At 65.8% G+C, this 21418-nt stretch carries 25 protein-coding genes; 13 read left to right on the top strand and 12 right to left on the bottom strand.

From position 1 onward, the window contains the following. Nucleotides 1–803: 803 nt before the first annotated feature. A complete protein-coding gene (locus ACFU4Z_RS05240) occupies nt 804–926 on the top strand; it encodes a hypothetical protein (protein WP_379059893.1) in 123 nt (40 codons plus the stop codon). After that, nucleotides 923–1936, top strand: a complete 1014-nt coding sequence (locus ACFU4Z_RS05235; protein WP_379059892.1) for a BtrH N-terminal domain-containing protein — start codon at nt 923–925, stop codon at nt 1934–1936. The genes ACFU4Z_RS05240 and ACFU4Z_RS05235 overlap by 4 nt, the downstream gene beginning before the upstream one ends. Before the next feature lie 122 nt (nt 1937–2058). On the opposite strand, the gene ACFU4Z_RS05230 is transcribed toward ACFU4Z_RS05235, so the two are convergent. Then, complete coding sequence (locus ACFU4Z_RS05230; protein WP_379059891.1) at nt 2059–2700, bottom strand: hypothetical protein; 642 nt, start codon at nt 2698–2700, stop codon at nt 2059–2061. Nucleotides 2701–3206: 506 nt separating this feature from the next. Between ACFU4Z_RS05230 and ACFU4Z_RS05225 the strand changes: the two genes are divergently transcribed. After that, the gene (locus ACFU4Z_RS05225; protein ID WP_379059890.1) at nt 3207–3761 is read left to right on the top strand and encodes a nicotinamidase; all 555 of its coding nucleotides are present in this window, start codon (nt 3207–3209) and stop codon (nt 3759–3761) included. A 128-nt stretch (nt 3762–3889) separates the two neighbouring features. Here the strand turns inward: ACFU4Z_RS05225 and ACFU4Z_RS05220 are convergent, their stop codons facing one another. Both ACFU4Z_RS05220 and ACFU4Z_RS05215 read right to left on the bottom strand, forming a co-directional pair. Then, complete coding sequence (locus tag ACFU4Z_RS05220) at nt 3890–4042, bottom strand: hypothetical protein (RefSeq protein WP_379059889.1); 153 nt, start codon at nt 4040–4042, stop codon at nt 3890–3892. Next, a complete protein-coding gene (locus tag ACFU4Z_RS05215) occupies nt 4029–5354 on the bottom strand; it encodes an APC family permease (RefSeq protein WP_379059887.1) in 1326 nt (441 codons plus the stop codon). The genes ACFU4Z_RS05220 and ACFU4Z_RS05215 overlap by 14 nt, the downstream gene beginning before the upstream one ends. Nucleotides 5355–5427: 73 nt before the next feature. Here ACFU4Z_RS05215 and ACFU4Z_RS05210 point away from each other — a divergent pair, with 73 nt between their 5' ends. Together ACFU4Z_RS05210 and ACFU4Z_RS05205 are read left to right on the top strand one after the other, a co-directional pair. After that, nucleotides 5428–6204: an ArsR family transcriptional regulator gene (locus ACFU4Z_RS05210; protein WP_379059885.1), complete on the top strand. Its 777-nt coding sequence runs from the start codon at nt 5428–5430 to the stop codon at nt 6202–6204. A gap of 48 nt (nt 6205–6252) precedes the next feature. Beyond that, nucleotides 6253–6399: a hypothetical protein gene (locus ACFU4Z_RS05205; RefSeq protein ID WP_379059884.1), complete on the top strand. Its 147-nt coding sequence runs from the start codon at nt 6253–6255 to the stop codon at nt 6397–6399. 127 nt (nt 6400–6526) lie between these two features. On the opposite strand, the gene ACFU4Z_RS05200 is transcribed toward ACFU4Z_RS05205, so the two are convergent. Beyond that, entirely contained in the window at nt 6527–6976 is a 450-nt protein-coding gene (locus tag ACFU4Z_RS05200; RefSeq protein ID WP_379060352.1) for a GtrA family protein, read from the bottom strand. 239 nt (nt 6977–7215) lie between these two features. On the opposite strand from ACFU4Z_RS05200, the gene ACFU4Z_RS05195 reads away from it, so the two are divergent. Together ACFU4Z_RS05195 and ACFU4Z_RS05190 are read left to right on the top strand one after the other, a co-directional pair. Beyond that, a complete protein-coding gene (locus ACFU4Z_RS05195) occupies nt 7216–7455 on the top strand; it encodes a hypothetical protein (protein ID WP_379059883.1) in 240 nt (79 codons plus the stop codon). 346 nt (nt 7456–7801) lie between these two features. Next, nucleotides 7802–9796: a polyprenyl synthetase family protein gene (locus ACFU4Z_RS05190; protein ID WP_379059882.1), complete on the top strand. Its 1995-nt coding sequence runs from the start codon at nt 7802–7804 to the stop codon at nt 9794–9796. A 66-nt stretch (nt 9797–9862) separates the two neighbouring features. On the opposite strand, the gene ACFU4Z_RS05185 is transcribed toward ACFU4Z_RS05190, so the two are convergent. The 4 genes from ACFU4Z_RS05185 to ACFU4Z_RS05170 form a co-directional block, all read right to left on the bottom strand. Next, nucleotides 9863–10696, bottom strand: a complete 834-nt coding sequence (locus ACFU4Z_RS05185; RefSeq protein ID WP_379059881.1) for a hypothetical protein — start codon at nt 10694–10696, stop codon at nt 9863–9865. Then, the gene (locus ACFU4Z_RS05180; RefSeq protein WP_379059879.1) at nt 10693–11298 is read right to left on the bottom strand and encodes an ATP-binding cassette domain-containing protein; all 606 of its coding nucleotides are present in this window, start codon (nt 11296–11298) and stop codon (nt 10693–10695) included. Before ACFU4Z_RS05180 ends, ACFU4Z_RS05185 begins: the two co-directional genes overlap by 4 nt. A 238-nt stretch (nt 11299–11536) precedes the next feature. Then, complete coding sequence (locus tag ACFU4Z_RS05175; RefSeq protein ID WP_379059877.1) at nt 11537–12022, bottom strand: hypothetical protein; 486 nt, start codon at nt 12020–12022, stop codon at nt 11537–11539. Nucleotides 12023–12210: 188 nt separating this feature from the next. After that, nucleotides 12211–13269, bottom strand: a complete 1059-nt coding sequence (locus ACFU4Z_RS05170; protein ID WP_379059876.1) for a serine hydrolase domain-containing protein — start codon at nt 13267–13269, stop codon at nt 12211–12213. Nucleotides 13270–13484: 215 nt separating this feature from the next. Here ACFU4Z_RS05170 and ACFU4Z_RS05165 point away from each other — a divergent pair, with 215 nt between their 5' ends. Both ACFU4Z_RS05165 and ACFU4Z_RS05160 read left to right on the top strand, forming a co-directional pair. Then, complete coding sequence (locus tag ACFU4Z_RS05165) at nt 13485–14417, top strand: helix-turn-helix domain-containing protein (protein ID WP_379059874.1); 933 nt, start codon at nt 13485–13487, stop codon at nt 14415–14417. Between the two features lie 187 nt (nt 14418–14604). Continuing rightward, the gene (locus ACFU4Z_RS05160) at nt 14605–15213 is read left to right on the top strand and encodes a hypothetical protein (RefSeq protein ID WP_379059872.1); all 609 of its coding nucleotides are present in this window, start codon (nt 14605–14607) and stop codon (nt 15211–15213) included. Nucleotides 15214–15661: 448 nt separating this feature from the next. On the opposite strand, the gene ACFU4Z_RS05155 is transcribed toward ACFU4Z_RS05160, so the two are convergent. After that, nucleotides 15662–15916: a hypothetical protein gene (locus ACFU4Z_RS05155; protein ID WP_379059870.1), complete on the bottom strand. Its 255-nt coding sequence runs from the start codon at nt 15914–15916 to the stop codon at nt 15662–15664. A 266-nt stretch (nt 15917–16182) separates the two neighbouring features. Next, on the bottom strand, nt 16183–16632 hold the full coding sequence (locus ACFU4Z_RS05150) for a DNA-directed RNA polymerase subunit beta (RefSeq protein ID WP_379059868.1): 450 nt from the start codon (nt 16630–16632) through the stop codon (nt 16183–16185). Nucleotides 16633–16943: 311 nt separating this feature from the next. Here ACFU4Z_RS05150 and ACFU4Z_RS05145 point away from each other — a divergent pair, with 311 nt between their 5' ends. The 3 genes from ACFU4Z_RS05145 (at nt 16944) to ACFU4Z_RS05135 (ending at nt 18599) form a co-directional block, all read left to right on the top strand. Further along, nucleotides 16944–17810, top strand: a complete 867-nt coding sequence (locus ACFU4Z_RS05145; protein ID WP_379059867.1) for a helix-turn-helix domain-containing protein — start codon at nt 16944–16946, stop codon at nt 17808–17810. Beyond that, nucleotides 17800–18006 (top strand): DUF397 domain-containing protein, encoded by a 207-nt coding sequence (locus tag ACFU4Z_RS05140; protein ID WP_379059865.1) that lies wholly within the window; start codon nt 17800–17802, stop codon nt 18004–18006. Before ACFU4Z_RS05145 ends, ACFU4Z_RS05140 begins: the two co-directional genes overlap by 11 nt. 227 nt (nt 18007–18233) lie before the next feature. Beyond that, entirely contained in the window at nt 18234–18599 is a 366-nt protein-coding gene (locus ACFU4Z_RS05135; protein WP_379059864.1) for a hypothetical protein, read from the top strand. 155 nt (nt 18600–18754) lie between these two features. On the opposite strand, the gene ACFU4Z_RS05130 is transcribed toward ACFU4Z_RS05135, so the two are convergent. Beyond that, complete coding sequence (locus ACFU4Z_RS05130) at nt 18755–19537, bottom strand: SDR family oxidoreductase (protein ID WP_379059863.1); 783 nt, start codon at nt 19535–19537, stop codon at nt 18755–18757. Nucleotides 19538–19750: 213 nt separating this feature from the next. Here ACFU4Z_RS05130 and ACFU4Z_RS05125 point away from each other — a divergent pair, with 213 nt between their 5' ends. Beyond that, nucleotides 19751–20779: a hypothetical protein gene (locus ACFU4Z_RS05125; RefSeq protein WP_379059861.1), complete on the top strand. Its 1029-nt coding sequence runs from the start codon at nt 19751–19753 to the stop codon at nt 20777–20779. A 24-nt stretch (nt 20780–20803) separates the two neighbouring features. Here the strand turns inward: ACFU4Z_RS05125 and ACFU4Z_RS05120 are convergent, their stop codons facing one another. Then, entirely contained in the window at nt 20804–21418 is a 615-nt protein-coding gene (locus tag ACFU4Z_RS05120; RefSeq protein WP_379059859.1) for a TetR/AcrR family transcriptional regulator, read from the bottom strand.

Below are 21418 nucleotides of genomic sequence, written 5' to 3'. Positions count from 1 at the left end.
CAGCTCTCTGTCGCTCGCCTTTGTGCGTGTAAAGCCCCTCCCCGCGGCCGGGGGGGGGGGGGCGCGGCGCGGGGGGGGGGGGGGGGGGCGCGGGGGGGGGGGCCCCCCCCCGCCCCCCCCCCCCTGACTCCGCTCCCTGGTGCTGAGCACCCGATCGACCGAAGCTCGGCGCGCGGCGGCGCTGCCTGCCTTCGCATACCTCGAGCCCCCAGACCTGGAAGCACCGTGAGACACCGGGTTCACCACAAGCGCGGTAGTTTCGCACCCATGCCGACATCAAAGAGCAGTGTGCAGTGGAGACGCGGGATCAGTGGACTGGTGTTGGCCGGCGCGGTAGTTGCGGGTGTGCTGTCCGGGTCGGCCACGGCTTCGGCCGATAGCGGACAGGTCGCCATCAGCGAGGTCGGTTTGTCACCGGTGGCGAATGACGGTTGCACCTTCTCTTCGGTCGGCGGTTCGTGCAGCGACCCGGGGCCGGTCGGCGGAGCATTGATCGCCTTTCGGAATTGGCTTGTGAGCATGGGTTACGGAACTGGGAGTTCGTCGGGGTCCGCCTACTTCTTCTGACGGTTGAGGGCTCGATCGGTCACCCGCATACCGCCTCGGCGGGGCGGGTGCCCGGGAAAACCGTGACGTAGCAACGTGATTCGACGACATCCCAGAGTTCGACGAACCATCTGCCTACGACCTGCGCCCGCTGCGTGCCCCGGCCGTCTCGAGCGATGACGACGGCGAAGAGGGGCGGCGAGGCCACTGGGCACAGCGCTGGACTCTCCCACCGGGGGAGGGTCCACCATGTGTGCGTGCAAGACGAACTTCTCACCATCGGGCGTCTCGCTCGCCCCTCTCTCGTCGGATCGGCAGAGGCATCGCGAGAAGAGCTGATGACCCGGCTGAGCATCCCCGCCCCGGAGCGCGCGGCATGACGACGGTCATAAACATCGATGCCCGCGAAACGCAGCACTGCGAGACGACGGCTCTGGGGGTGCTGCTGCGACACCAAGGACTCGATCTGTCCGAGCCCATGCTCTTCGGCCTCGGCTCCGGTCTGTCCTTCATCTACTGGGACAGCAAGAACATGGGCTTCCCCTTCCTCGGGGGACGGGTCAAGCCGTTCGACCTCACCAGAAACCTGGCCACTGGACTCGGGCTGGAGCTCCTGGTCCAGGAGACCACCTCGCCCCGCAGAGCATGGGAGAACGTGGTCGCCCCCATCAATGCCGGTCACCCCGTCGGGCTGCAGCTCGACAGCTACTACCTGGACTACTTCAGTTCGAAGGTGCACTTCGGCGGTCATGTCGTGGCCATGTACGGCTATGACGACCACGACGCGTACCTGGTGGACACCGACCAGCAAGGCAGGGCGGTATCCACCAGCCTGACCAGCCTCGCTCAGGCCAGGGCCGCGCGCGGCCCGATGACCGCCGAGCATCGGTCCTTCACCCTCACCGCCGCGAGGAACCTGCCCTCCACACAGGGCCAGATCATTCCCGCCATCACCGCCTGCGCCGACGCCTTCCTCAACCCGCCTATCGCCAACCTCGGCTACCGAGGCATCGAGAAGACCGGCAAGCTGGTACGCACTTGGCTCCAGCGCACTGACGACCCGCAGCGGGACCTGCCGCAGGCTGCTCTCTTGATGGAGAAGGCAGGCACCGGCGGCGCGCTGTTCCGCAACCTCTACCGCGACTTCCTCTCCGAATGCACCGAGCTACTCGACAGCAGCCACCTGCGCACCGGCCACGGGCTGTACATCGAGGCAGCCATTCTGTGGACAGAAGCCGCAGCATTGATCACGAAAGCCGGTGAATCGGGTGATGCGCAGTACCTCGTGCAGGCAGGCACTATCCTCTGCGATCTTTCACGAATAGAGCGCGCGGCCATGCAGGCGCTGAGCTGCCTGGGAAGTGAGACCCCAGGTCAGATCCAGCCCTGACAGTTTTCACAGTGATGAATGTGCTGGTGAGCGGCAAGCTCCTGTCGGCCCCGCTGCTGGCCGAGATGTGCGCTCCGGCGAACAGCTCGCCGAGCAACTCGGGGTCGATGGGAGCTGGGTGTCTACGCCGCGGCGTGGCGGATGATGATGTTGCCGTAGGAGTTCCGCGCGTAGACCTGCACGATGTCCTCGACGTCCCGCGAGCGGCCTGCCGGTTCGATCAGGTTCTGCACAGTGCCGCTTTGAGCATTCGTCTCCAGCCGCGCCGCGCTACCTGGGTGGATACCGACCTCCAGCTCGCCCTTGGAGGTTTCCAGCCGCAGCACACCGCGCGATGCTTCGCCGATGCGGATGTCGCCCATGGCGGCTTTCGCGGTGACCGAACCGCGGGTGCGGTCCAGAACGATGTCGCCTGCGGCGATCCCCAGGTCGCAGTCGCCGAGTTCGCCGGTGCTCAGCACGCGGCCCACACCAGCGGTGGCCTTCAGCCGGGAACCGATGGGCACCTCGATGATCACCTCGATCGACGGGTTACCGCCGAACGGGGTGTAGGTCCGCCAGTCCTTCGGCGCCTGCACGGTCAGGGCGCCGTCGACGAAATCGACCCGGGTGTGCTCGGCGGCCCGCACGTCACCCTTCTTGGACTCGTCGGCCGGGCGGACCTCGACGACGGTGTCGGTACGGTCGGAGGCGATGACCCTGACGTCACCGCTGAGCACCTCGACGGTGATGGCGATCGGTTCCGGTGTCGCGAATGCGGGCATGGCTGTACTCCTCTGAGTATGTGAATGGGTTTGGTGCGTGTTCGGGCGGCGGTCAGCGGACCAGCCGGTGAGCTGGCCCACGATGCCGATGCCGGCACCGATAGAGCGATCGACACCATCGAGGATCGTCTTGTCCCCGTAGGCCTTCCGCAGTCCGGAAGCCGCGATTGCTGTGCTGTTCACGTGAGTACTGTCGCCAACCCGGCTGACACGGACCTGTCGCCGAGCTGACACGCCAACTGACACGACGTTCGGCCTGGTCACAGGGTCAAGGAGTGACGACCAACAGGCACCGTTCTGTTGTATTACCCGAGATCATCGGCAGCGGTGAGGCCCAAAGTCGATGCAAAGCACCTGGTCACGAGATTTTTCAGCTGGTCAGCGCCGGATCTCGACCGTTGCACCTCTACCCCCTTGTCGCAGGAATCTCGTGTCGGTGCATTGTGCTGTGCCCTACGATCAGTGTGGACCGAAGTTCGTTGCGAGACCGACTTCAAGGGGGCACCATGAGCAGGGCTCTCATCATCGTCGACGTACAGAACGACTTCTGCGAGGGCGGTTCGGTGGCCGTCACAGGCGGAGCCGCGCTGGCCGAACGAATCAGCAAATATCTGCGCGACTGCGACTACGCCGCGATCACCGCCACCCGTGACTACCACATCGACCCCGGTGCGCACTTCTCCGACAACCCGAACTTCGTCGACACGTGGCCGCCGCACTGCCGAGCCGGCACCCCGGGCGGCGAGTTCCACCCGAACCTGGACACCGCGCCGATCGACGAGGTGTTCTTCAAGGGCGCCTATGCCGCCGCCTACTCCGGGTTCGAGGGCGCCGCCAAGGACGGCACGGCCCTCGCGGACTGGTTACGCACCCGGGGAATCGACACCGTCGACGTCTGCGGCATCGCCACCGACCACTGCGTCCGCGCCACCGCCATGGATGCCCGAACCGCCGGGTTCGACACCCGGGTGCTGCTGGGCCTGTCCGCCGGTGTCTCCCCCGCCAGCATCGATCGGGCCCTGGACGAACTCCGTGAGGCGGGCGTAGAGATCGCCCGCTGATCGGCGCAGTCATCGGCACGCGGGCTCTCCGCGCTGCCGGTCGCATCGAATCCGGCGGACGCGGGGCCATCGTGACCCTGGTTGCGGGGCTGATCAGCACGGTCCTCGGCGGGCTGGCTCTGGCCCGCTCACGCCGCACCAGTTGACCGGCTGACGGTAGCCGATACGAGGGCGCGTTCGGTCTGCAGGAAGATCGCGCCAACGTAGATGCGGATCAAGATCGCCGCGGCGGGAGCTTTGGTCGAAATCAGTCGAGTCTGCCAGAAGTTATTGGTGGACACGCGGATTCGCTCCTTCTGATAGTGGTCGTCCTCGCGCTGTCGCGTCCGCACCGGTGATGAACTTGCGGCGGACGGTGTAGATCGCGGCCCCGACGGCGACGACCGCCGCGCCTGCCAGCACCGATGCCATCGGCAGCGTGCAGGCGAGGAGGAGGCAGCCGAGCAGGCCGATCGCCGGGATCAGCCGCACCGGCCGCCCCTCGGTCGCGGTGAGTGTCCACGCGGCCGCGTTGGCGACGGCGTAGTAGAGCAGCACGCCGAAGGAGGAGAATCCGATCGCGGCACGGACATCGGTGGTCGCGGCGACGACGGCCACGATGACGCCGACGGCGACTTCGGCACGGTGCGGCACCGCGAACCGGGGATGCACCGCCGCCAGTGCGTGCGGCAGATGCCGGTCGCGGGCCATCGCCAGAGTCGTACGCGAGACACCGAGGATCAACGCCAGCAGCGATCCCAGCGCGGCGACGACGGCTCCGGCCCGCACCACCGGTTCCAGCCGGTCGACGCCGGCCGCGCGCACCGCCTCCGACAGCGGCGCGCCCGCCTCCGACAGGCCCTGCGGCCCCAGCGCCATCAGCGACGCGACCACGACCATCGCGTAGACGAGCAGGGCGCAGCCCAGCGCGAGCGGGATCGCGCGGGGAATCGTGCGCGCCGGGTCGCGAACTTCCTCACCGAGCGTGGCGATCCGCGCGTATCCGGCGAAGGCGAAGAACAACAGACCCGCTGCCTGCAACACTCCTGCCACGGTGATGTCGGAACCGAATTCCAGCCGTGCGACATCGGAGGCGTGCGAGGTGAACGCCGCCACAACCACCGCGGCGAGCACGGTCAGCACGATCGTCACGATCACCCGGGTCACCAGAGCCGATTTCTGCACGCCGCGATAGTTCACCGCCGTCAACGCGACGACCGCCGCGACGGCGACGGCGTGTGCCTGCTCCGGCCACGCATACGCGCCGACGGTCAACGCCATGGCGGCGCAGGAGGCGGTCTTGCCGACCACGAAACACCAGCCGGCGAGATACCCCCAGAATTCGCCGAGCCGTTCGCGCCCATACACATACGTGCCGCCGGAGCGGGGATACCGCGCGGCCAACCGGGCTGAGGAGGTCGCATTGCAGTACGCGACCACCGCCGCTACCGCGAGCCCGAGCAGCAGCCCCGATCCCGCCGCCCGCGCCGCCGGAGCCAGGGCCGCGAAAATCCCCGCTCCGATCATGGAGCCGAGCCCGATCACGACGGCATCGGTCACTCCCAGGCTCCGACGCAGCCCGTCCGGCGTATCCGTCGGCGTTGTCTTGGACACCACGCTCCTGTCACAGACCCGATCCGGCCAATTCAATCAAATCCATTTGATGTATTAATGTTATCCTCGACTCATGACGCCGTCCCGTCAAGCCGTCCCACCGTTCGTTCATCTGGCTGCTCATCCGTTGCGGTGGCGGCTGTTGAATGAACTGTCCGGCAGTGACTACCGAGTCCGGGAGTTGGTGACACTGGTGGGCGAGCCGCAGAACCTGGTCTCCTACCATCTGCGGCTGCTGCGCAACGGTGGGCTGGTGACCACCACACGCAGCAGTTTCGACGGTCGCGACAGCTACTACCACTTGGATCTCGACCGCTGCGCCGAGGTCCTGGTCGGCGCGGGCGCGGCACTGCACCCGGCACTCCGGCTGCGCACCACGCCACCGGCATTCGATCCGCCGGTGGCGCCGGCGGTGCTATTCGTGTGCACCGGGAACAGTGCTCGCTCCGCGATCGCGGAAGCTCTGCTGCACCATCACGCCGGTGGCCGGGTCGAGGTGCTCAGCGCCGGTAGCAGTCCCAAGCCCTCGATGCACCCCAACACGGTGCGGGTGCTGCGGGAGGAGTTCGGGATCGACATCTCCGACCAGTCGCCGCGCCACCTGGACACCCTTGCCGACCGCCGGTTCGACGCGGTGATCACCTTGTGCGACAAGGCCCGTGAAGTCTGCCCCGAATTCGGCGAGGATCCGCGGTGGATCCATTGGAGCATCCCCGACCCGGCGGCATCGGGTGATATCGACGCGGACAGCTACCCCATCTTCCGGGCCACCGCCACCGAGATCGACACCCGCATCCGCTATCTGCTGCCGGTCCTCGCCGTCGGCGGCCCCGTGAGAAGGAGTCACTGATGACAACACCCCCGCGAATTCGCCAGCGTCCGCTACCTCGTCGATGACGTGCAAGCGGCCGTCGAGTTCTACACCGGCCACCTCGGCTTCACCCTGCGCACCAGCGCAGCACCCGCCTTCGCCGACGTGGTCCATCGAGCTGTTCCAACCCGTCGAGCGGCGCGCCTCCACACCCGCCACCTGACCTTGGGCTGATCGTCTCGGACATGCTGCGGAGACGACCCGCGCCGGACTACGCGGCCTTCAGCCGCGAGACTTGCTGCGGCACGTGTGATCAGGACGTCCCCCAGGAGATTTGACGCCGGGGCTGATTCGAGGTGTCTTAAAGATCTTTTGAGAAGACGAAGCCGCGCAGTGCCAGGAAGCGCAGACCGCCGACCGCCGCCATAAGGGCGATCACGGCCCCCGCCTGTGCGATCTCGCCGAGGCCGGGTGCCAAGAACTCGAGCCCGGCCAGCGCCGCCGTGCTGATCAGCAGGCCGACCAGCGCCAGCCCGCCGCCTTCCCACTGTGCGGTGAACCAGCCGACGCGGCCGGCCGCGCGGAAGGTGAGCTGCCGGTGCAGTTCGTTCGCGATCACCGTGCTGACGATCGAGCCTGCGATATTGGCGACCAGCGGGCCGCTCCCGTTCATGACCATGAACAGCAGGACATAGGCGATGTTGCTGGAGCCGCCGACCAAGGCGAAGCGGATCAGCTGGGCGAAGGCGTGATCACCGCGCAGATACCGCATCACGCGGGCGAGCCGGTCGAGCCATTCTGTGCGCAGCATCAGGTAGGGCCCAGCACCGATGGTCAGATCGATGCCATCGAAGATCGTCTTGTCCCCGTACGCCTTCCGCAGCCCGGAAGCGGCAATTGCTGTGCTGTTCACGTGAATACTGTCGCCAGCCCCGCTGACACCGACCTGTCGCCGCACTGACACGTCCACAGACACGGTGTTCGGCCAGGTCACAGCGGACAAGAGGTGACGAACAGGCACCCGTGCGCGAGGTTTGGCAGGATCGCTGTGTGGTCCGCATTCCCGCTGTTTCCGCGCTCGACGCGTGGCTCGAGGAGCGCTACAGCTTCGAGGACGGCCACCTGGCACGGGTTGAGCAGTCACCCGAGGGCGCGGTCACCCTCGAGCTCGAAGCGTATGTCGAGCTGGGGTTGCGACCGGGAGATGTCTCGGTGGTCGAGGTGTACGAGCTGGTGGCCGACGCTCCGGTCGAGTTCGAGGCAGCAGCCGCGCCCGGTCCCGTGTCTTGAAGGCGTCGAAACGGACGATCTCGGTGGGCGCATGGTCATTCGCATCGACTATGGGCGGGTTCGACTGGTCGCCGATGAGGTGACGGTTCGGCATGTCGCGACCCAGCGCCGTCGCACCGAGCCGTGGGTGCCTGACGCAGTTCACTGTCATGACCGATGCCCGGCACGATGATCGGTTCTGGTCCGCTCGGGCCGGCGAGGTGCTGGGAACCGACACTCACCAACCGACATCACCCAGGTTCGGCATCAAAAGTGGCTGATACCAACATCTTCCGCGTAGGGAAGTGTCAAACTTCGCTGATCGATGGTGTTGTCGTGATCGATGTGATCAGTCAGGAGCGAGCGCGTGCCACATGAAATAGATTCCGCTGTCTTCCCGCACCTGGATGCCGACTTGGACCGCGTCCGTGACGTTCTCGGCCCGGTGCGGTTCGAGGGCAGGCCCGAACTGACCGCACTCACCGACGAGGGGCCTGACACCTCTCGCCGTCTGGTGCGCCCCACGTTGACGTTGTTGTCGTACTATCTGCTCACCGATCCCGCGGTCCCGGCCGAGGACCGGGTGGTGCGCGCCGCCGCTGCCGTGGAGTTGCTGCATCTGGGCTCGCTCTACCACGACGACGTCGTCGATCACGCCTACCAGCGTCGAGGCCGTCCCAGTGCCAACGCGGTGTGGGGTTCGCATATGGCCGTATTGAGTGGGGACTCCGTGATGCTCGCGAGCGTGCGCATGCTGGCCGAACTCGGCCAGCGCGAAGTTCTCGCGGGCGCGATCGCGGGTGAGCAGATGTGCGCGGGCATGGTGATCGAGGCCGCCGACCTCTATGTGGCCTCCCGCAGTGAACAGTCCTACCTGGACGCGATCGACGGTAAAACGGCGGCGGTGCTCGCCCTGGCATGCCGGGTGGGCGCGATGCAGGCCGGCCGCTCCGGGGAGGAAGAAGAGGCGCTGGCCCTGTTCGGTCGACACTTCGGGCTGGCCTACCAGCTGTATGACGACATCCTCGATGTGACCTCGACCGCCGAAGAGATGGGCAAGCCCGTCAACGCGGATCTACCCGAGGGCATCTACACCCTTCCCGTGATCCGCGCGGCAGCCCGCGACCGCGGCATTGCCCGCCTGCTGCACACAGCGATGACGCGTGAGCAAGCCGAATGCGCCCGCGAGCTCGTCATCGCCTCCGGCGCCGTGGACGAAGCACAGGCGGTGGCCGATGAATTCATGGACCAGGCTGCCGGTCAGCTCACCGACGTGCCCGTCGACCCGAATGCCCGCCACGCGATGACCGCCTACGCCCGGTCCGTACTCGACCGGCGAACTCCCCGCCTCGCGGTCCCCCGGCAGTCGACGCAGCCACCCCGCGCCCGCAGTGACGCGTCCACGCAAGAACTCACGCAATGGTTGAGGAACTGGATGGTGGACACCGGCCTCGCCCTCACCCCGGCCGAGGCCGACTACCACCGGTGGGCAGCGGCGATCCAGCTACCGGCAACCTTGGCCCCGGCGGACACAGCCTGTGAACAGACCACCGTCGGCCTGGCCATCCTGTGCCTGATGTGGGACGACCTCTTCGAGGATCCGCAGCTGAGGGACCCGGAAGCCGTCACCGCGCTGAAACGTCGCCTGGTGGCAATGCTGCGCGAGGACCCGGAGATGCACGGCGCGATCCCGAAGGCCTGGGCGAGTTTATGGCCGCGCCTGCGCGAGGGCCGCACAACCGGTTGGCAGGAGCGGTTCCTCGACAGCCTCGAGGAGTGGTTCGAAGCCTGCGAACTCGAAGCCCACCATCGCATCAACGGCTACATCCCGCCCTCGGCCGACTACCTGCCGCTGCGGATGTCGACCGGTGGGTCCGAGGTCACCCTCGCCTGCGTGGAGGTGCGCCAAAACCTCGAAATGCCGTTGAAGCTGCGCAACCACCCCGTGATTCGCCGTCTCGAGGAACTTCTCTGCTGGGTGGGCTTCGTGGAGAACGACCTGGTGGGGTTGGATCAGGACGAGGCAGACCAAGTCCCCTACAACCTGGTGCGGGCGGTCCATCACGAGACCGGCTGCACCCGGCGCGAAGCCGTCGAGCAGGTGCAGCGCCAGGTCGCCGAGCACCGCGCCCAGCTCGACGCGGTGATCCACTACATCCCCGCGCTGCTCCGCGTGCTTCCCGGCCTGTCCGATCAGGGGAAGGAATACGCGGCGGTGTACGAGCAGCTGACCAACGGGGTGCTCTGGGCGAATCAGAGCGATCGGCACACCCAAACCTCCACTTCGGCCGCGCCGGACTTGGAACGCTTGCGCCGTGAGATCTACTACCCGGCCGACGAACCGGCTCCTACCGCGGTGTAGCCCCCGCGGCCGGTGAAGCAAGGTGTGCCCCGCGCGACCAACCGTGATGGTCGCGCGGACACACTTTCAGTGCTTCGCCGGCCCTGCCGGTCGCGTCGGGTCGGGTCGGGTAGGTCCGGGGATGCGGCTCCACCTCGTGGGCCGAAGGGATGAGCGTGTGCACAGGTGGAAAGCGAGCAGTCCGAGCAGGGCGCTCGCGGTGAGCCAGGCCAGTTGCACGGCGAAGCCCACGAAGGGTGTGGTGTCGGAGAAACCGGCCGCGGTGGCGGCCTGCATGGCCCCGTAAGAGGGCAGCCAGCGCACGAAATCGCTGTCCGCCCCGGCGCTGGCGATGGGGTTCTGCACGGCCATGTCGACGCAGGCGAGCATCGCGAGGGCGAACATCCCCTCCACCTCGCGACGCAGCAGCGCACCGAGGGCGACACCCAGCCCCCCGTAGGTCATCGCCGCGCAGCAAAGCGCCGCGGCAAGCAGGACAGGCTGCCGAGGCGACCAGTAGCAGCAGATGACCGCGGTGGCGTACCCACACATCACCACCGAAGCCACCACCAGGCAGGCAATCTTCGCCAGAGCCAACGCCGCCCGAGGATATCCGGCCATCGACAGACGCCGGTCGAACGCTCCACTGCTGAAAGTCGCCGCGAACATCATGAACCCGATGATCAGGCAGACTGCGGTCAGGGCTCCGCTGATCTGGGCGAGTTCATTGCCGTTGGCGCGCAGAACCAGACCGGTGTCTCGAAGCCGAAACGGTACCTCGATGTCGGTGACGGCCACCCGCACCAGCGTGATGAATAGAGGGACGAAGACAGCCACCAACAGCATGGCGAACCGGTTACGAGCATGCTCGATGAGGCCGAAGCGCATGGCGATCACAAACAGCCGCACACCATGTCTCACTCGGCTTCCTCCTGTCCGCTGTCCAGGACGCCATCGTGCAACCGCCACACCTGATCCAATTTGTCGGTGTCGTGGGCGAGATGCGAGACGATCAGAACCGACCGGCCGGTGTCACGGAACTCTATGACCAGATCCCAGAAACGCAGATACGTCTCCCAGTCGAAACCCTGATACGGCTCGTCGAGCAGCAGAACCTGCGGATCATGCATCACCGCCAGCGTCAGGTTGAGCTTCTGACGCGTGCCGCCGCTCAATGTCGCGACCCGCTCACCGGCATACTCGGACAGACGCAAGATCTCCATGGTCTCCTCGGCCCGCCGCAAGTCCGCGATCGCATAGGCCGCGGCAAAGAAGTCCAGGTGCTGACGAACCGTGAACGCATCGTTGAGGACCACCTGCTGCGGACAGTAACCGAACCGCCCACGGTGTCGGACCACCCCGCGGTCCGGCCGCAGCCCTCCAGAGAGGATCTGCAGCAGCGTCGACTTACCCACGCCGTTCTCACCGACGATTCCCGCCAATGTCCCCCCGGGCAGCATGATGTCGACGCCACGCAGCACCGACCGCCTGCCGTACGAGTGGTGGACATTCTCGACTTCCATCGACACCCCTTACCCGCCACCGACGTAATGGCCCGACAGTCGTTCGCATGCTACCAATCAACGACGAAAACCCGTGCCAGGAAAGCCAATTCGTGGCACGTATGCCCGCTGAGGTCGGCGTTGCCCCAACCACACCTCAGGGACAGGCACGGTCGGCGTGTTCCCACACCAGCCGGTCGAGTGACGCACATCCGCCGAGTGTGCCGTGTCCATCGATCACTGGACACGGCACCCGCGCTCAGCTCAGTGTGAACGTCGCCGTACCCGAGATCTGCTCCATCTCCCTGTCGTTCGAGTCCAGCGCGACGATCCGAGCCTCCACCCGGCCGACGCCAGGAGCCGTGCCGAAACCGACGATCACGCCGTCCACCGTATTTTGGACGACACCGTTCACGACGCGGTGTTGCTGCCCGTCCGCGTACCCGGTATCCAGGTTCTTGAAGCGCACAGCGACCTTCCAGTCCGAGCAGCCGTCCCCGGTCTGAGTGACGTTCACCCGCACGCCGAACGTGCCAGGCTGCTCCTGCCGCACGGTGACCGCGTCGATGATCGCGGAGCAGCTGGTCGGAACCAGGCGCGTCAGGGTCGGCGAGAACGGAAAGCCTGGGTCATGCGGAATGGCGGTAGATGGCGCTGCGAGCCCGACCACCCCAGCGACGGTCACCGCTGCGATGACACCAGCGCGGGCCAAAAACTGTTGCAGCTGCTTGCGATTGAGAGTCATGCCTGGTTTACCGGGTCACCAGCAGCCGTTGTTACGACGATGTTGCGTTAGTGAAATCACTGTAACGTCCGGAATGGATGCAGTTGATGATCTCCTCGACCAGAACCGAAATCCGTTACAGCTCTGAAGATCTCAACTCCATCACAGATCCGGGATCCACCAGCCGAGTCGGCCCGCGTTCCACGGGGTCAGTCGAATTCGGCCCGGAGCAGATCGGTGAACACGCCGATCGGATCATCCCAGTCGCCGTGAGTCCAGTCGCCGTTGACATTGGCGACGAGGATGTGGCGGCCGTCGTGGCTGCCGAATGTGTATGTCCACGAACCGAACAGCGCCCCGCCCATGCCCCACAGAGCGACGCCGGAAGGCAGGGTCACCGAGGAGATGCCGAGGCCGTAGCCGGTGTCCGTGATCCAATTCTTGGTGGGGACGGCGCGGAACATCTCGGCCTGTTCGGCAGGGCGCAGCAGCTGGCCGCCGAGCAGGGCCGCGAAGAAGCGGTGCAGGTCACCGGCGGTGGAGATCATGCCGCCCGCGGCGCCGAACATGGAGACGTCCAGCTCGGTCGCGTCGTGGATCGCGGCGTCGGGGCTCGAGTCGAACAGCTTCGTGTAGTGGCGGGAATGGGGCCCCTCGATCGCGGGGTCGCCGCCGTGGGGCAGGGAGGTCGCGGTGAGGCCGAGCGGCTCGATGATGTGACGGCAAAGCTCGTCGTGCAGGGACGCGCCTGTCGCCGCCTCGATGAGCATTCCAGCGAGTATGTAGTTGGTGTTGCTGTAACCCCAGTCCGTACCCACCGCGAAGGTGGGCGGGTGCGCGACGGCGATATCGACGAGCACCGCCGGAGAATGGGTTTCGTAGCGGTTCAACTCTTCTCGGTCGTCGGTGTAGTTGAACAGGCCGCTGGTGTGGTTCAGCAACTGCCGCACAGTGATCGCGTCACCATCATTGCCGTTGCCTCGCACCACATTCGGCAGCCACCGGTGCACCGTATCGTCGAGGCCAAGGAGGCCCTCACCCACGAGTCGCAGCAGCACGGTGGCCACAAAGGTCTTGGTGGTGCTGCCGATACGAAACCGGTGCTGCGGCAAGCGCGGTTGTCCGGTGGCGGTGTCGGCGACGCCCGCCGTGCCGAACCATTGCCGCTCACCGTCGCGCACCTCGACAAGGATCCCGGGCACGCCGCCATCGGTCACCGCCCGATCGAGCACATCTTGGATCACGTTGGGAGCGGTCGTTTTCGTCATATCCATTCCTTCTCGTTCGTCTGAACACCGCCACGAAAGCTACGTCGCGTTTCGCAGGTCATCAACTATGCGCGAGTGGTTTTATGCCATTTCACCTGCAATCATTCGCAAATCATTGCAATAGCGGTGCCGAGAAACGCAATGATCCGTTGCAATGACTGGGAGGGTTAACGCACACTGAACCCGACCCCGATCCGGAAGGAAACGACGCACCCATGCCCGGAGGCAGGCTGACCGAGCAGGACCGCAGGCATATCGCCTCCGGACTCGCGGCCGGGCTCGATTACGCCCAGATCGCCCGGCGGGTGGGTAGACCCACGTCGACCGTCACCCGCGAAGTGGCGCGCAACGGTGGACCGGGCGACTACCGGGCCGACCTTGCGCAGCGAGCCACTCGACGGCGAGCCCGCCGGCGCATAGCGACTACGCCGCAGCGACTTTCGGAGACCACCTTCGGGCGTGACGACGAAGCAGTGCGCGAATTCGCTGAACAGTTCGCGGCGTTGATGGTCGATTCCGGCCTACCGCGGATGGCGGCCCGCGTGCTGGCGTCGCTGTTCACCGCCGATTCGGGCAGCGCGACGGCAGCCGAACTCACCCAGCGGTTGCGGGTGAGTCCCGCGTCGATTTCGAAGGCCGTCGCCTACCTCGACGGGCTCGAGGTGATCCGCCGTGCCCGGGAGGGGCGGCGCGAACGCTACGCCGTCGACGACAACGTGTGGTTCGAGGCCTGGTCCGACAGCGCCCGCACGACCAACCGGTGGGCGGAAGCCGCCGAGCGCGGAGCCGAAATTTTCGGCGCGACAACACCGGTCGGTGCGCGACTCGAGCATATAGGCCTGTTCTTCGCTCGACTCGGACGCGATATCGCGGGCGGTCCCGTGGATACCGCGGCGGGCGAGCACGCGCTCACCGTCATCGCCGCGCTCGTGCACGCGGCCACGCCGCTCACCCCGGAGCAGCTTGCCGCCGCGCTGGATTGGCCCCTCGACCGGGTGACTTCGGCGCTGCACGACGCCGACCGCCACCCCGACCTCGCGGACCCGGTCGCAGTCCGGGGCAACGAGGCCGGGGCCTACTACGTGGTCGCACGGCCCGATCGCCTCACCACCGCCCAGCGGCGACGGCTTGCTCGGAACGCGTCGTAGAGAGCGGTCACGAGGTCGTGGGAGCGGCGGTCACCGACGAGCCGCTCGCGGCGCGAAGTCTCTGCGGCCGCGTGTCCACGCGTGATAAGCACCGAATGCCCAACACGACGTACTCGCCGCGGCCGGCTGCGAGAAACTGCGGCCAGGCGCATATCCCCACCGTCGGCATCCTGAGAGCATTGTCCTGATGGGAACAGACATCGATGGTGTCATCGAGAGCCGCTCGGCCGACGGGTGTTGGGAGATTGCGGTCGACCTGTTGGACTTCCAGCTCGGGCGGGACTACAACGCATGGAACTGCCTCTTCGACGTCCGCGGGGTGGAGGATGTGCGTGCGATCTTCTCCCACAGAGGGTTGCCGAACGACGTCTCGGATCCGGTGCGGGAGAGCTCTGCCGACGACTGCCAGCACGGCCATACCTACGCCACATGGGCTGAAGTCGCTGCGGTCGACTGGGACGCGCCGCTTGCCGACGAGCCTGCCTTTTACTTCGTAGGCGAGTGGCGGCCGGGTGCGGACGGCGAACTTGTCCTGTACGACACCGTACGGGTGACACCTGATCTAGGCGAGGCGGCGGCCGACACCTTCGGCGGGGATCTGCTCCTCGCACCGTCCGAGTGGCCGCCGGGTGGTGAAGTGTGTCTGGACGGCGTGGTGTACCGGCCCGTGGTCCTCACTGCGAGGATGTTCGCTCCTCCGGACGAGGAGCGCTGGTCGAGAGTCTGGACGGCGATGCGGGATCTCGCTGCCGAGCATGGGAATGACAACGTTCGCCTGGTCGTCTGGTTCGCCTGAGTGCACGTTCAGAGAAGATCATGCAACCCGGAAGTTGATGGCAGCGTCCGGCAATGCATGTTGTGAGAACCTTTGGGGCGCTGCGGATTAACGGCCACTCTTCGTGTTTCGGCAGCCAGTTCAGTAGCGCCCCAACTGGCCCACATCGTCTCCCGAGTGCACAGGACTTCGGACATCGGTGACGGCGACTTCGGAACTCGACAGACTCGCTGCTAACCGATTCAGGGTCGGTGGTCAGGTTCCAGAAACAATCGCTCGTTCGGTAGGCGAGCCAACCCACTTGTGTCGCCGGGGATTACGTGCACGGCATCCATGTAGTGGCGTGATCGGTGGTCTTCCATGAACCGCAAGGCCGCAGTAACACACGCGACGAAGTCCAGCCGCACACCATGCAGGAACACGCTGAGGTGGACATCCGCCTCGTCCGGCATCGGGGAACCGTCGGGGCTCAAGGTGTTTCCGTGTCGCGGACGCTGGTGGGGCGTACCGGGATAGCCTCGAGCTTGTCGAGGTTGTCGTGCAGCTCGGGCCAGCCGTTCTCGTCGACGGAACAGAGGGTGCCGTCGGACCTGTGGACGGTTGGCCGGCTGTCGGTGGGGGCGATCGCGAGTTTGTGGGCGGTGTCCTCGTGGAAGATCGCGAGTAACGCCCGCACATGGGGGGCGATCTCGCCGGGTGGCAGGTATCGGATCATGTCGGGCATCGGTTCACGCTCTCGCCGTCGTGTCGGACCGGGTGCTAACAGGCCGGGCGATCCCCAGCGCCTCACGGCTATCGACGACCCGGACACCTGACCAGAGACAGCGCGCCAGCAGATCACCGCCCGTGTGTATCTCGATCCGACCTCCGATCAGCGACACCCATTTCAGGCAGTAGTGACGCGGGCACACTACCTGAATCAATGTGCTTTCCCTGTCGAATCCTGAACCGCCGCACCGGAACAGGTTGATCCACCGGCGGCTATCACCTTCAGGCATGCGACACCGCCCGTATCCTGCGCGGTGCGACACACGCGCGAACCGATGCGATGACGACAAGCCCGGAGGGACGGAACGTGTCGCGTGGTGGCTCGATCCACTGCCGGATGGCCCCGGACTGTGGAGTCGGTGACGGCAACGCCACCGTTCCGCCTTCGCGGATGACGGAGACGTTGTGCCGGAACAGATCAGCGAACAGCGGCACATCGTCGGGCACGTCGGGCCTGATGAGGTATGTCCAGCGGTTCGACCGTGGGTGCGCCACGATCGGCCCGAAAGCGGCACCGCGACGACCCATGTCGTGTTTGACGGCTTGCCCGAGAGGTGTCGGCATCGTCAACGCCCAGACGTGTGTCGCCTTCATGATGATGCGGCCCAGACTCGGTGGGTCGATGTTCGCGGGCAGGTCGCACACCCTGCGATAGAAGATGGTGCGCGACATGGGTGTGTCCCCAAATGGTATGTGGTCCATCGGCTTTAGACCTCAGCTCGCATCGACGGTGGATAGGCGCGCCCGACCCTGGACATCTTCCGCAACTGCGGACGGGTGGAACCCTGAACAACGGGAGGGCGAGCCTCCCTGCCTTGCGGACGTATCTAGTCGACCACCCACGAAACCCCAGAACAATGCTTACCCTGATTATTCAGATCAGGTTTTTCGTAGCTCCAGCATGTGAATCACAGTGAATGCGACGATTTTTCAAGGCAAAGCGCACCCCAGACCGGAGGGATACGTCGGTGACAGGATCGACAGTGCCGCGCAGGCAACTCGGCCGCCACATGCGAGAGCTACGGACGGGCATCGGGTACACGATTGCAACCGCCGCGGAACTCGTGCAGTGGAGCCCGGCCATGTTGCAGAGAGTCGAAAAGGGCCAAGTCGACAAGGTCCGTGATGTCGACGTACGGGAGCTGTGCAGGATCTACGACGCGAGCCCTACTGTGGCAGAAGCCTTGATAGGGCTCGCACGGCAAGCCAGCGCCAAGGAATGGTGGCACGCCTACGGTGATCTCATTCCCGAGAATTTCGACGTGTATGTGGGGCTGGAAACCGCCGCCAAGCTCCTGACCGTGTACCAGTCGGAATTGGTGCCAGGACTGTTTCAGATACCGGAGTACGCGCGAAGTCTGATTCGCACTGGCCGACCGAGAGACAGCGCGACCGAAGTCGACCGCCGAGTGCAACTGCGGGTCAAGCGTCAAGCAATGGTTGCTCGGTCAGTAGCCCCAGTACGGATCGACGGCGTGTTTCATGAGTCTGTGCTACGTCGGATGATCGGCTCCACAACGATCATGGCCGCTCAGCTATCGGCGTTGGCCGAGGCCAGCACGAAACCCAACGTGAACCTGCGAATCTTGCCGTTCGCGGCGGGCTATCCGACTGGAGCTCAGATTGGACCGTTCACCGTCCTCGAGTTCGGCGCAGACAGCAAGGGGATCCCTGTCGAACCGCCCGTTGTCTACATGGAGGGTTTCACAGGCGCGCTGTACCTGGAGAAGCCCGGCACCGTGCAGCAGTATGGTGAGGCGTACGAGGCGCTGAAGAGTGCGGCTCTGGGTGAGCAAGAGAGCCGGAAGATGTTCCGGGATCTAGCAAAGGAGTACGGACGTGACCGTTGACCTGTCGAGGGCCCAGTGGTTCAAGAGCAGCCGCAGCGGTGCCAATCAGGATTGCGTCGAGGTCGCGCATCTGGACGGAGACATGGTCGGTGTTCGTGACTCGAAGAACCCGACCGGCCCAGCACTGGTCTTCACCCCCGGCGAGTGGGAGGCCTTCACCGCAGGCGTGCAAGACGGCGAGTTCACCCGTCCGTAGCCCTGAAAACCACAGCCCTGCACCTCGGTTGATCGTTGAGGTGCAGGGATACTTTGCACTCCGAGTGGGATGCTGCCTCGCGCCGCATTCCTATTTCTGAGGCTTTCATCTCGAAAACCCGTCGCGGGCCCCGGACTACAGCGATGATGGTCCCGAGCGTGACGACGCCAGTCGGGGCCCGCAGCCACCATCAGGTCACGTGCCAATACCGAACAATCAGGGAAATCGTGAGAACCATTACGAGATTCGCCGTAACCGTTGTCGGCGCACTGGTCGCGATCGCACTCACCATCGGATTCGCGACCACCGCAGCAGCCGCACCAGCGCAATCGCCCGATCCGATCGTCGCCGCATCCGAACCGGCCCCGCATGCGACCGAGATCGACAAGTGCCTCTTGCTGGGTGACACCATCGAGATCAGAACGGCGGTAGGCGCGGCGATAGGCGCTGTCCTCGGTGGAATCGTCGGCCTGCCACTGTTCTTCATCGGCGCCATCCCCGGAGCGATCATCGGCGGGCTCCTCGGTGTATTCATCGGTTCCACGTCGTACGCGATCGATGCCGCGCACCTCCAGCAGCAAGGACTCTGCTGACCCTCAGCAGGGACTGAGGCGTGTGCGGACTGCGAGCGATCCTGCGAAAAGTGTTGTGCCGCAGGCTTGGTGCTTGATGTAGATGAGAAGAAATACAATTCGCCCGGCGACTCTTCGCCGGGCGAATTATGTTCGGATGGAGAGTATTACGGCCGTCAGTTGGCCGCCTCGTAGTTGGCCTCGACCCACTCGGCGAAGCTCGGGCCCGCCAGCTTGGCGTGCGCACCGGGCAGCAGGCCGCCGTTTTCGAACTGCTCGCGGTCCGGGTTGGCCGAGTCGCTGGTCTCCTGGATCTGGGCCGGATGGCCGACGCGGGCGGCCAGCGTCGCGGCAGCTCCCGCCATTGTCTCCGGTCGCGGGCCTGCGACCTCGGGGAACGGTCCGTCGGTCTGCACGGGGGCGGGGTTGACGGCCAGCTCGACGAGGGTCTCCGCGACCGTGCGGGCGGCAACCAGCTGGGTGCGCATGTTCGGCAGGTACGCCACCTCGCCCTGGGTTCCCCACTGGGTCATGACCTCGACCAGCTCGTGGAACTGCGCGGCCCGCAGGATCTGCACCGGCAGCGGCCCTTCCAGCAGCGCCGCCTCATGGGCGAGCTTGGCGGCGTTGTAGCCCGCGACGGAACCATCGATGCCGATGATGGACACCACGACCAGCCGCTCTACGCCCGCCTTCTGCCCCGCCTCGTGCAGGTTCTTGGCTGCGGCGCGGAAGAACTCCGTCGCGATGTCCTTGTCCGGGGACGGCGTGCTGGACGCGTCGATGACCACCTCGACCCCGTCGAGCGCCTCGACCAGCCCGGCGCCGGTCTCGATATCGACCCCGTTCTTCCGGGAGAACGCGACAACCTCGTGGCCCTGCTCGGTCAGCACATCCACCACGTGACGGCCCAGCCGTCCGGTCGCTCCGGCCACTGCGATCTTCTTGGTGTTCGACATGATTCCTCCTCTGGTTCGGCTGCGGTGTTCCGCGTTCACAGAGAAGACGACACCGCCCGGACGAGTGTGACATCACCACGAACACCGGCCGAAAGACATCGCCCGTGATCAGGAGGGGACTGGTTGTCTGAGCTGCGGATTCCTCGAAATACTGTGCGCAGCACTGCCGCTGCGCGGGTCGACAAGCGGAATATCGGTCGATAGCGTGCTGGCGTGACCGGAGGAAACGATCAATTTATGGATGCCGTCGCGGACTTCGAGCGTGCGGTGCACGCAGACGAGTCGGCGGACATGGCGCAGGCGCACGGCATGCTGCGCCAACTTATCGGCGACGCGAATCCGGCGGCGCTGACACAGGCCGGTCCCCGGCTGGCCGCCGTGCTGGAGGATGTGCCGCTCGGCGGCCGAGCGGATATCGCGGTCATGATCGGCTACTGCGTCGAGGTCGGTGCCGACCCTGTCTCCTGCGCGCCGCCAGTGCTCACGAATCTCGCACAAGTACTGGACGGCGCGATGGAATTGATCGAGCAGGCCTCGGCCATCGTGGACCTGGAACTGCCGGCCCCCGAAGATATCGAGGAGGGCAGCGAACTACTGGAGGTGATGTTCGAGTCGTTCGGCCCGAGCGCCACCTTGTCCTGGTTGACGCTGTCCCCGTGCGTGACGGCTTCGCTGTCCATGCTGCAGCGCAAGGCGGTTCGCCAGGGCCTCGGCCCCATCCGCGAGCTGTTGACGCAGCGTTATCAGGCCTACCTCGAGGCTTCCGGCGCGAACGGCAAGGACATCGACTACGCGTTGCTGGTGTTGGACGACGAGCCGCTGATCGTTCTGGACCGCGACACCGGCACCGGCTACCGGCTGCGCATGAGCGGGATCGCGGACAACTTCCAACTGCAGACGTTGCTCGGCGACGCTCTCATCGGTGGCGGACATCTCGCGGGAGAGCCGCCGTCGGCCGAGGCGGTCGCGGTCTCGCGCGATAGCGACGGCCGAGTACCGACCGTCTGCTCATTCAAGTTCCACGCACCGGACGGGACACGGATCTGGAACGAGGGCACACCGTCCGATATCCCGGTCGTCGACGGTGCCCGAGTGCTGGTGCTCGACGAGATTCCGTATCCACATCATTTCCCGGCGCTGCGGTACTTCCCGAGCATGCTCGCAGAGCTCGAGCTGGATCGGGCACTGAGCCCGACCGAGTGCGCCACCTGGTTCGCGCATGTGGGTCCCGCCGAGAGGTAGGTCTGAACTAGTGGTCGGCCTGGGTCAGCGGGGCGCGTTCAACGCGGCGTGCAGAGTCGCCGACCACTGATGGACGATTTCCTTGCGGCGGGCGGAGTCGTCGGTGAGGACGTCGGCCAGGCCGAGGCCGCGGGCCAGGTCGAGGGTGGCCTGGACCAAGTGGTGGGTGACGGGGTCGGTGTCGTCGACGCCGAGGGCCGCCACCGCGCGGCGGTGGGAGATGCGACCGAATTTGGCTTCCAGGGGGACGATGCGCTCGCGCAGGGCCGGGTCGGCCGCGGCGTGGGTCCACACCTGAAGCGCGGCTTTGAACAGCGGACTCGTGTAGGACTCGACCAGACCGGCGACCACGGCTTCGGTGCGGGCGACACCGTAGGCGACGGCGGCGACCGTCTCGGCTTCCGCTTGGGCCTGGTCGGTCCTGGTGTCGAACATGTACTCGAGTGCGGCGGTGATCAGGTCTTCCCTGGTCGGAAAATGATGCTGTGCCGCACCACGCGACACCCCGGCCCGTTCGGCCACCACCGCGACGGTGGCGGCGACCCAGCCGGTTTCGGCAAGGCAGTCGATGGTCGCCTCCAGCAGCCGCTGCCGGGTGGCCCGGCTGCGGTCCTGCTTGGGTTCGTGCGGTGTCGCCAT

The organism is Nocardia sp. NPDC057440, assembly GCF_042802915.1.
In the GTDB taxonomy this organism is placed as follows: Bacteria; Actinomycetota; Actinomycetes; order Mycobacteriales; family Mycobacteriaceae; genus Nocardia.
The sequence above is the reverse complement of the archived record's forward strand: the minus strand, read 5'-3'. Positions and strand labels throughout refer to the sequence as shown.

Bases quoted from the DNA above. Each gene is read 5' to 3' on its own strand.
- ACFU4Z_RS05235 (WP_379059892.1), top strand. From the start codon at position 923: ATGACGACGGTCATAAACATCGATGCCCGCGAAACGCAGCACTGCGAG.
- ACFU4Z_RS05225 (WP_379059890.1), top strand. From the start codon at position 3,207: ATGAGCAGGGCTCTCATCATCGTCGACGTACAGAACGACTTCTGCGAG.
- ACFU4Z_RS05130 (WP_379059863.1), bottom strand. From the start codon at position 19,537: ATGTCGAACACCAAGAAGATCGCAGTGGCCGGAGCGACCGGACGGCTG.
- ACFU4Z_RS05160 (WP_379059872.1), top strand. From the start codon at position 14,605: ATGGGAACAGACATCGATGGTGTCATCGAGAGCCGCTCGGCCGACGGG.
- ACFU4Z_RS05230 (WP_379059891.1), bottom strand. From the start codon at position 2,700: ATGCCCGCATTCGCGACACCGGAACCGATCGCCATCACCGTCGAGGTG.
- ACFU4Z_RS05175 (WP_379059877.1), bottom strand. From the start codon at position 12,022: ATGACTCTCAATCGCAAGCAGCTGCAACAGTTTTTGGCCCGCGCTGGT.
- ACFU4Z_RS05180 (WP_379059879.1), bottom strand. From the start codon at position 11,298: ATGGAAGTCGAGAATGTCCACCACTCGTACGGCAGGCGGTCGGTGCTG.
- ACFU4Z_RS05170 (WP_379059876.1), bottom strand. From the start codon at position 13,269: ATGACGAAAACGACCGCTCCCAACGTGATCCAAGATGTGCTCGATCGG.
- ACFU4Z_RS05200 (WP_379060352.1), bottom strand. From the start codon at position 6,976: ATGCTGCGCACAGAATGGCTCGACCGGCTCGCCCGCGTGATGCGGTAT.
- ACFU4Z_RS05210 (WP_379059885.1), top strand. From the start codon at position 5,428: ATGACGCCGTCCCGTCAAGCCGTCCCACCGTTCGTTCATCTGGCTGCT.
- ACFU4Z_RS05165 (WP_379059874.1), top strand. From the start codon at position 13,485: ATGCCCGGAGGCAGGCTGACCGAGCAGGACCGCAGGCATATCGCCTCC.
- ACFU4Z_RS05120 (WP_379059859.1), bottom strand. From the start codon at position 21,418: ATGGCGACACCGCACGAACCCAAGCAGGACCGCAGCCGGGCCACCCGG.
- ACFU4Z_RS05155 (WP_379059870.1), bottom strand. From the start codon at position 15,916: ATGCCCGACATGATCCGATACCTGCCACCCGGCGAGATCGCCCCCCAT.
- ACFU4Z_RS05150 (WP_379059868.1), bottom strand. From the start codon at position 16,632: ATGTCGCGCACCATCTTCTATCGCAGGGTGTGCGACCTGCCCGCGAAC.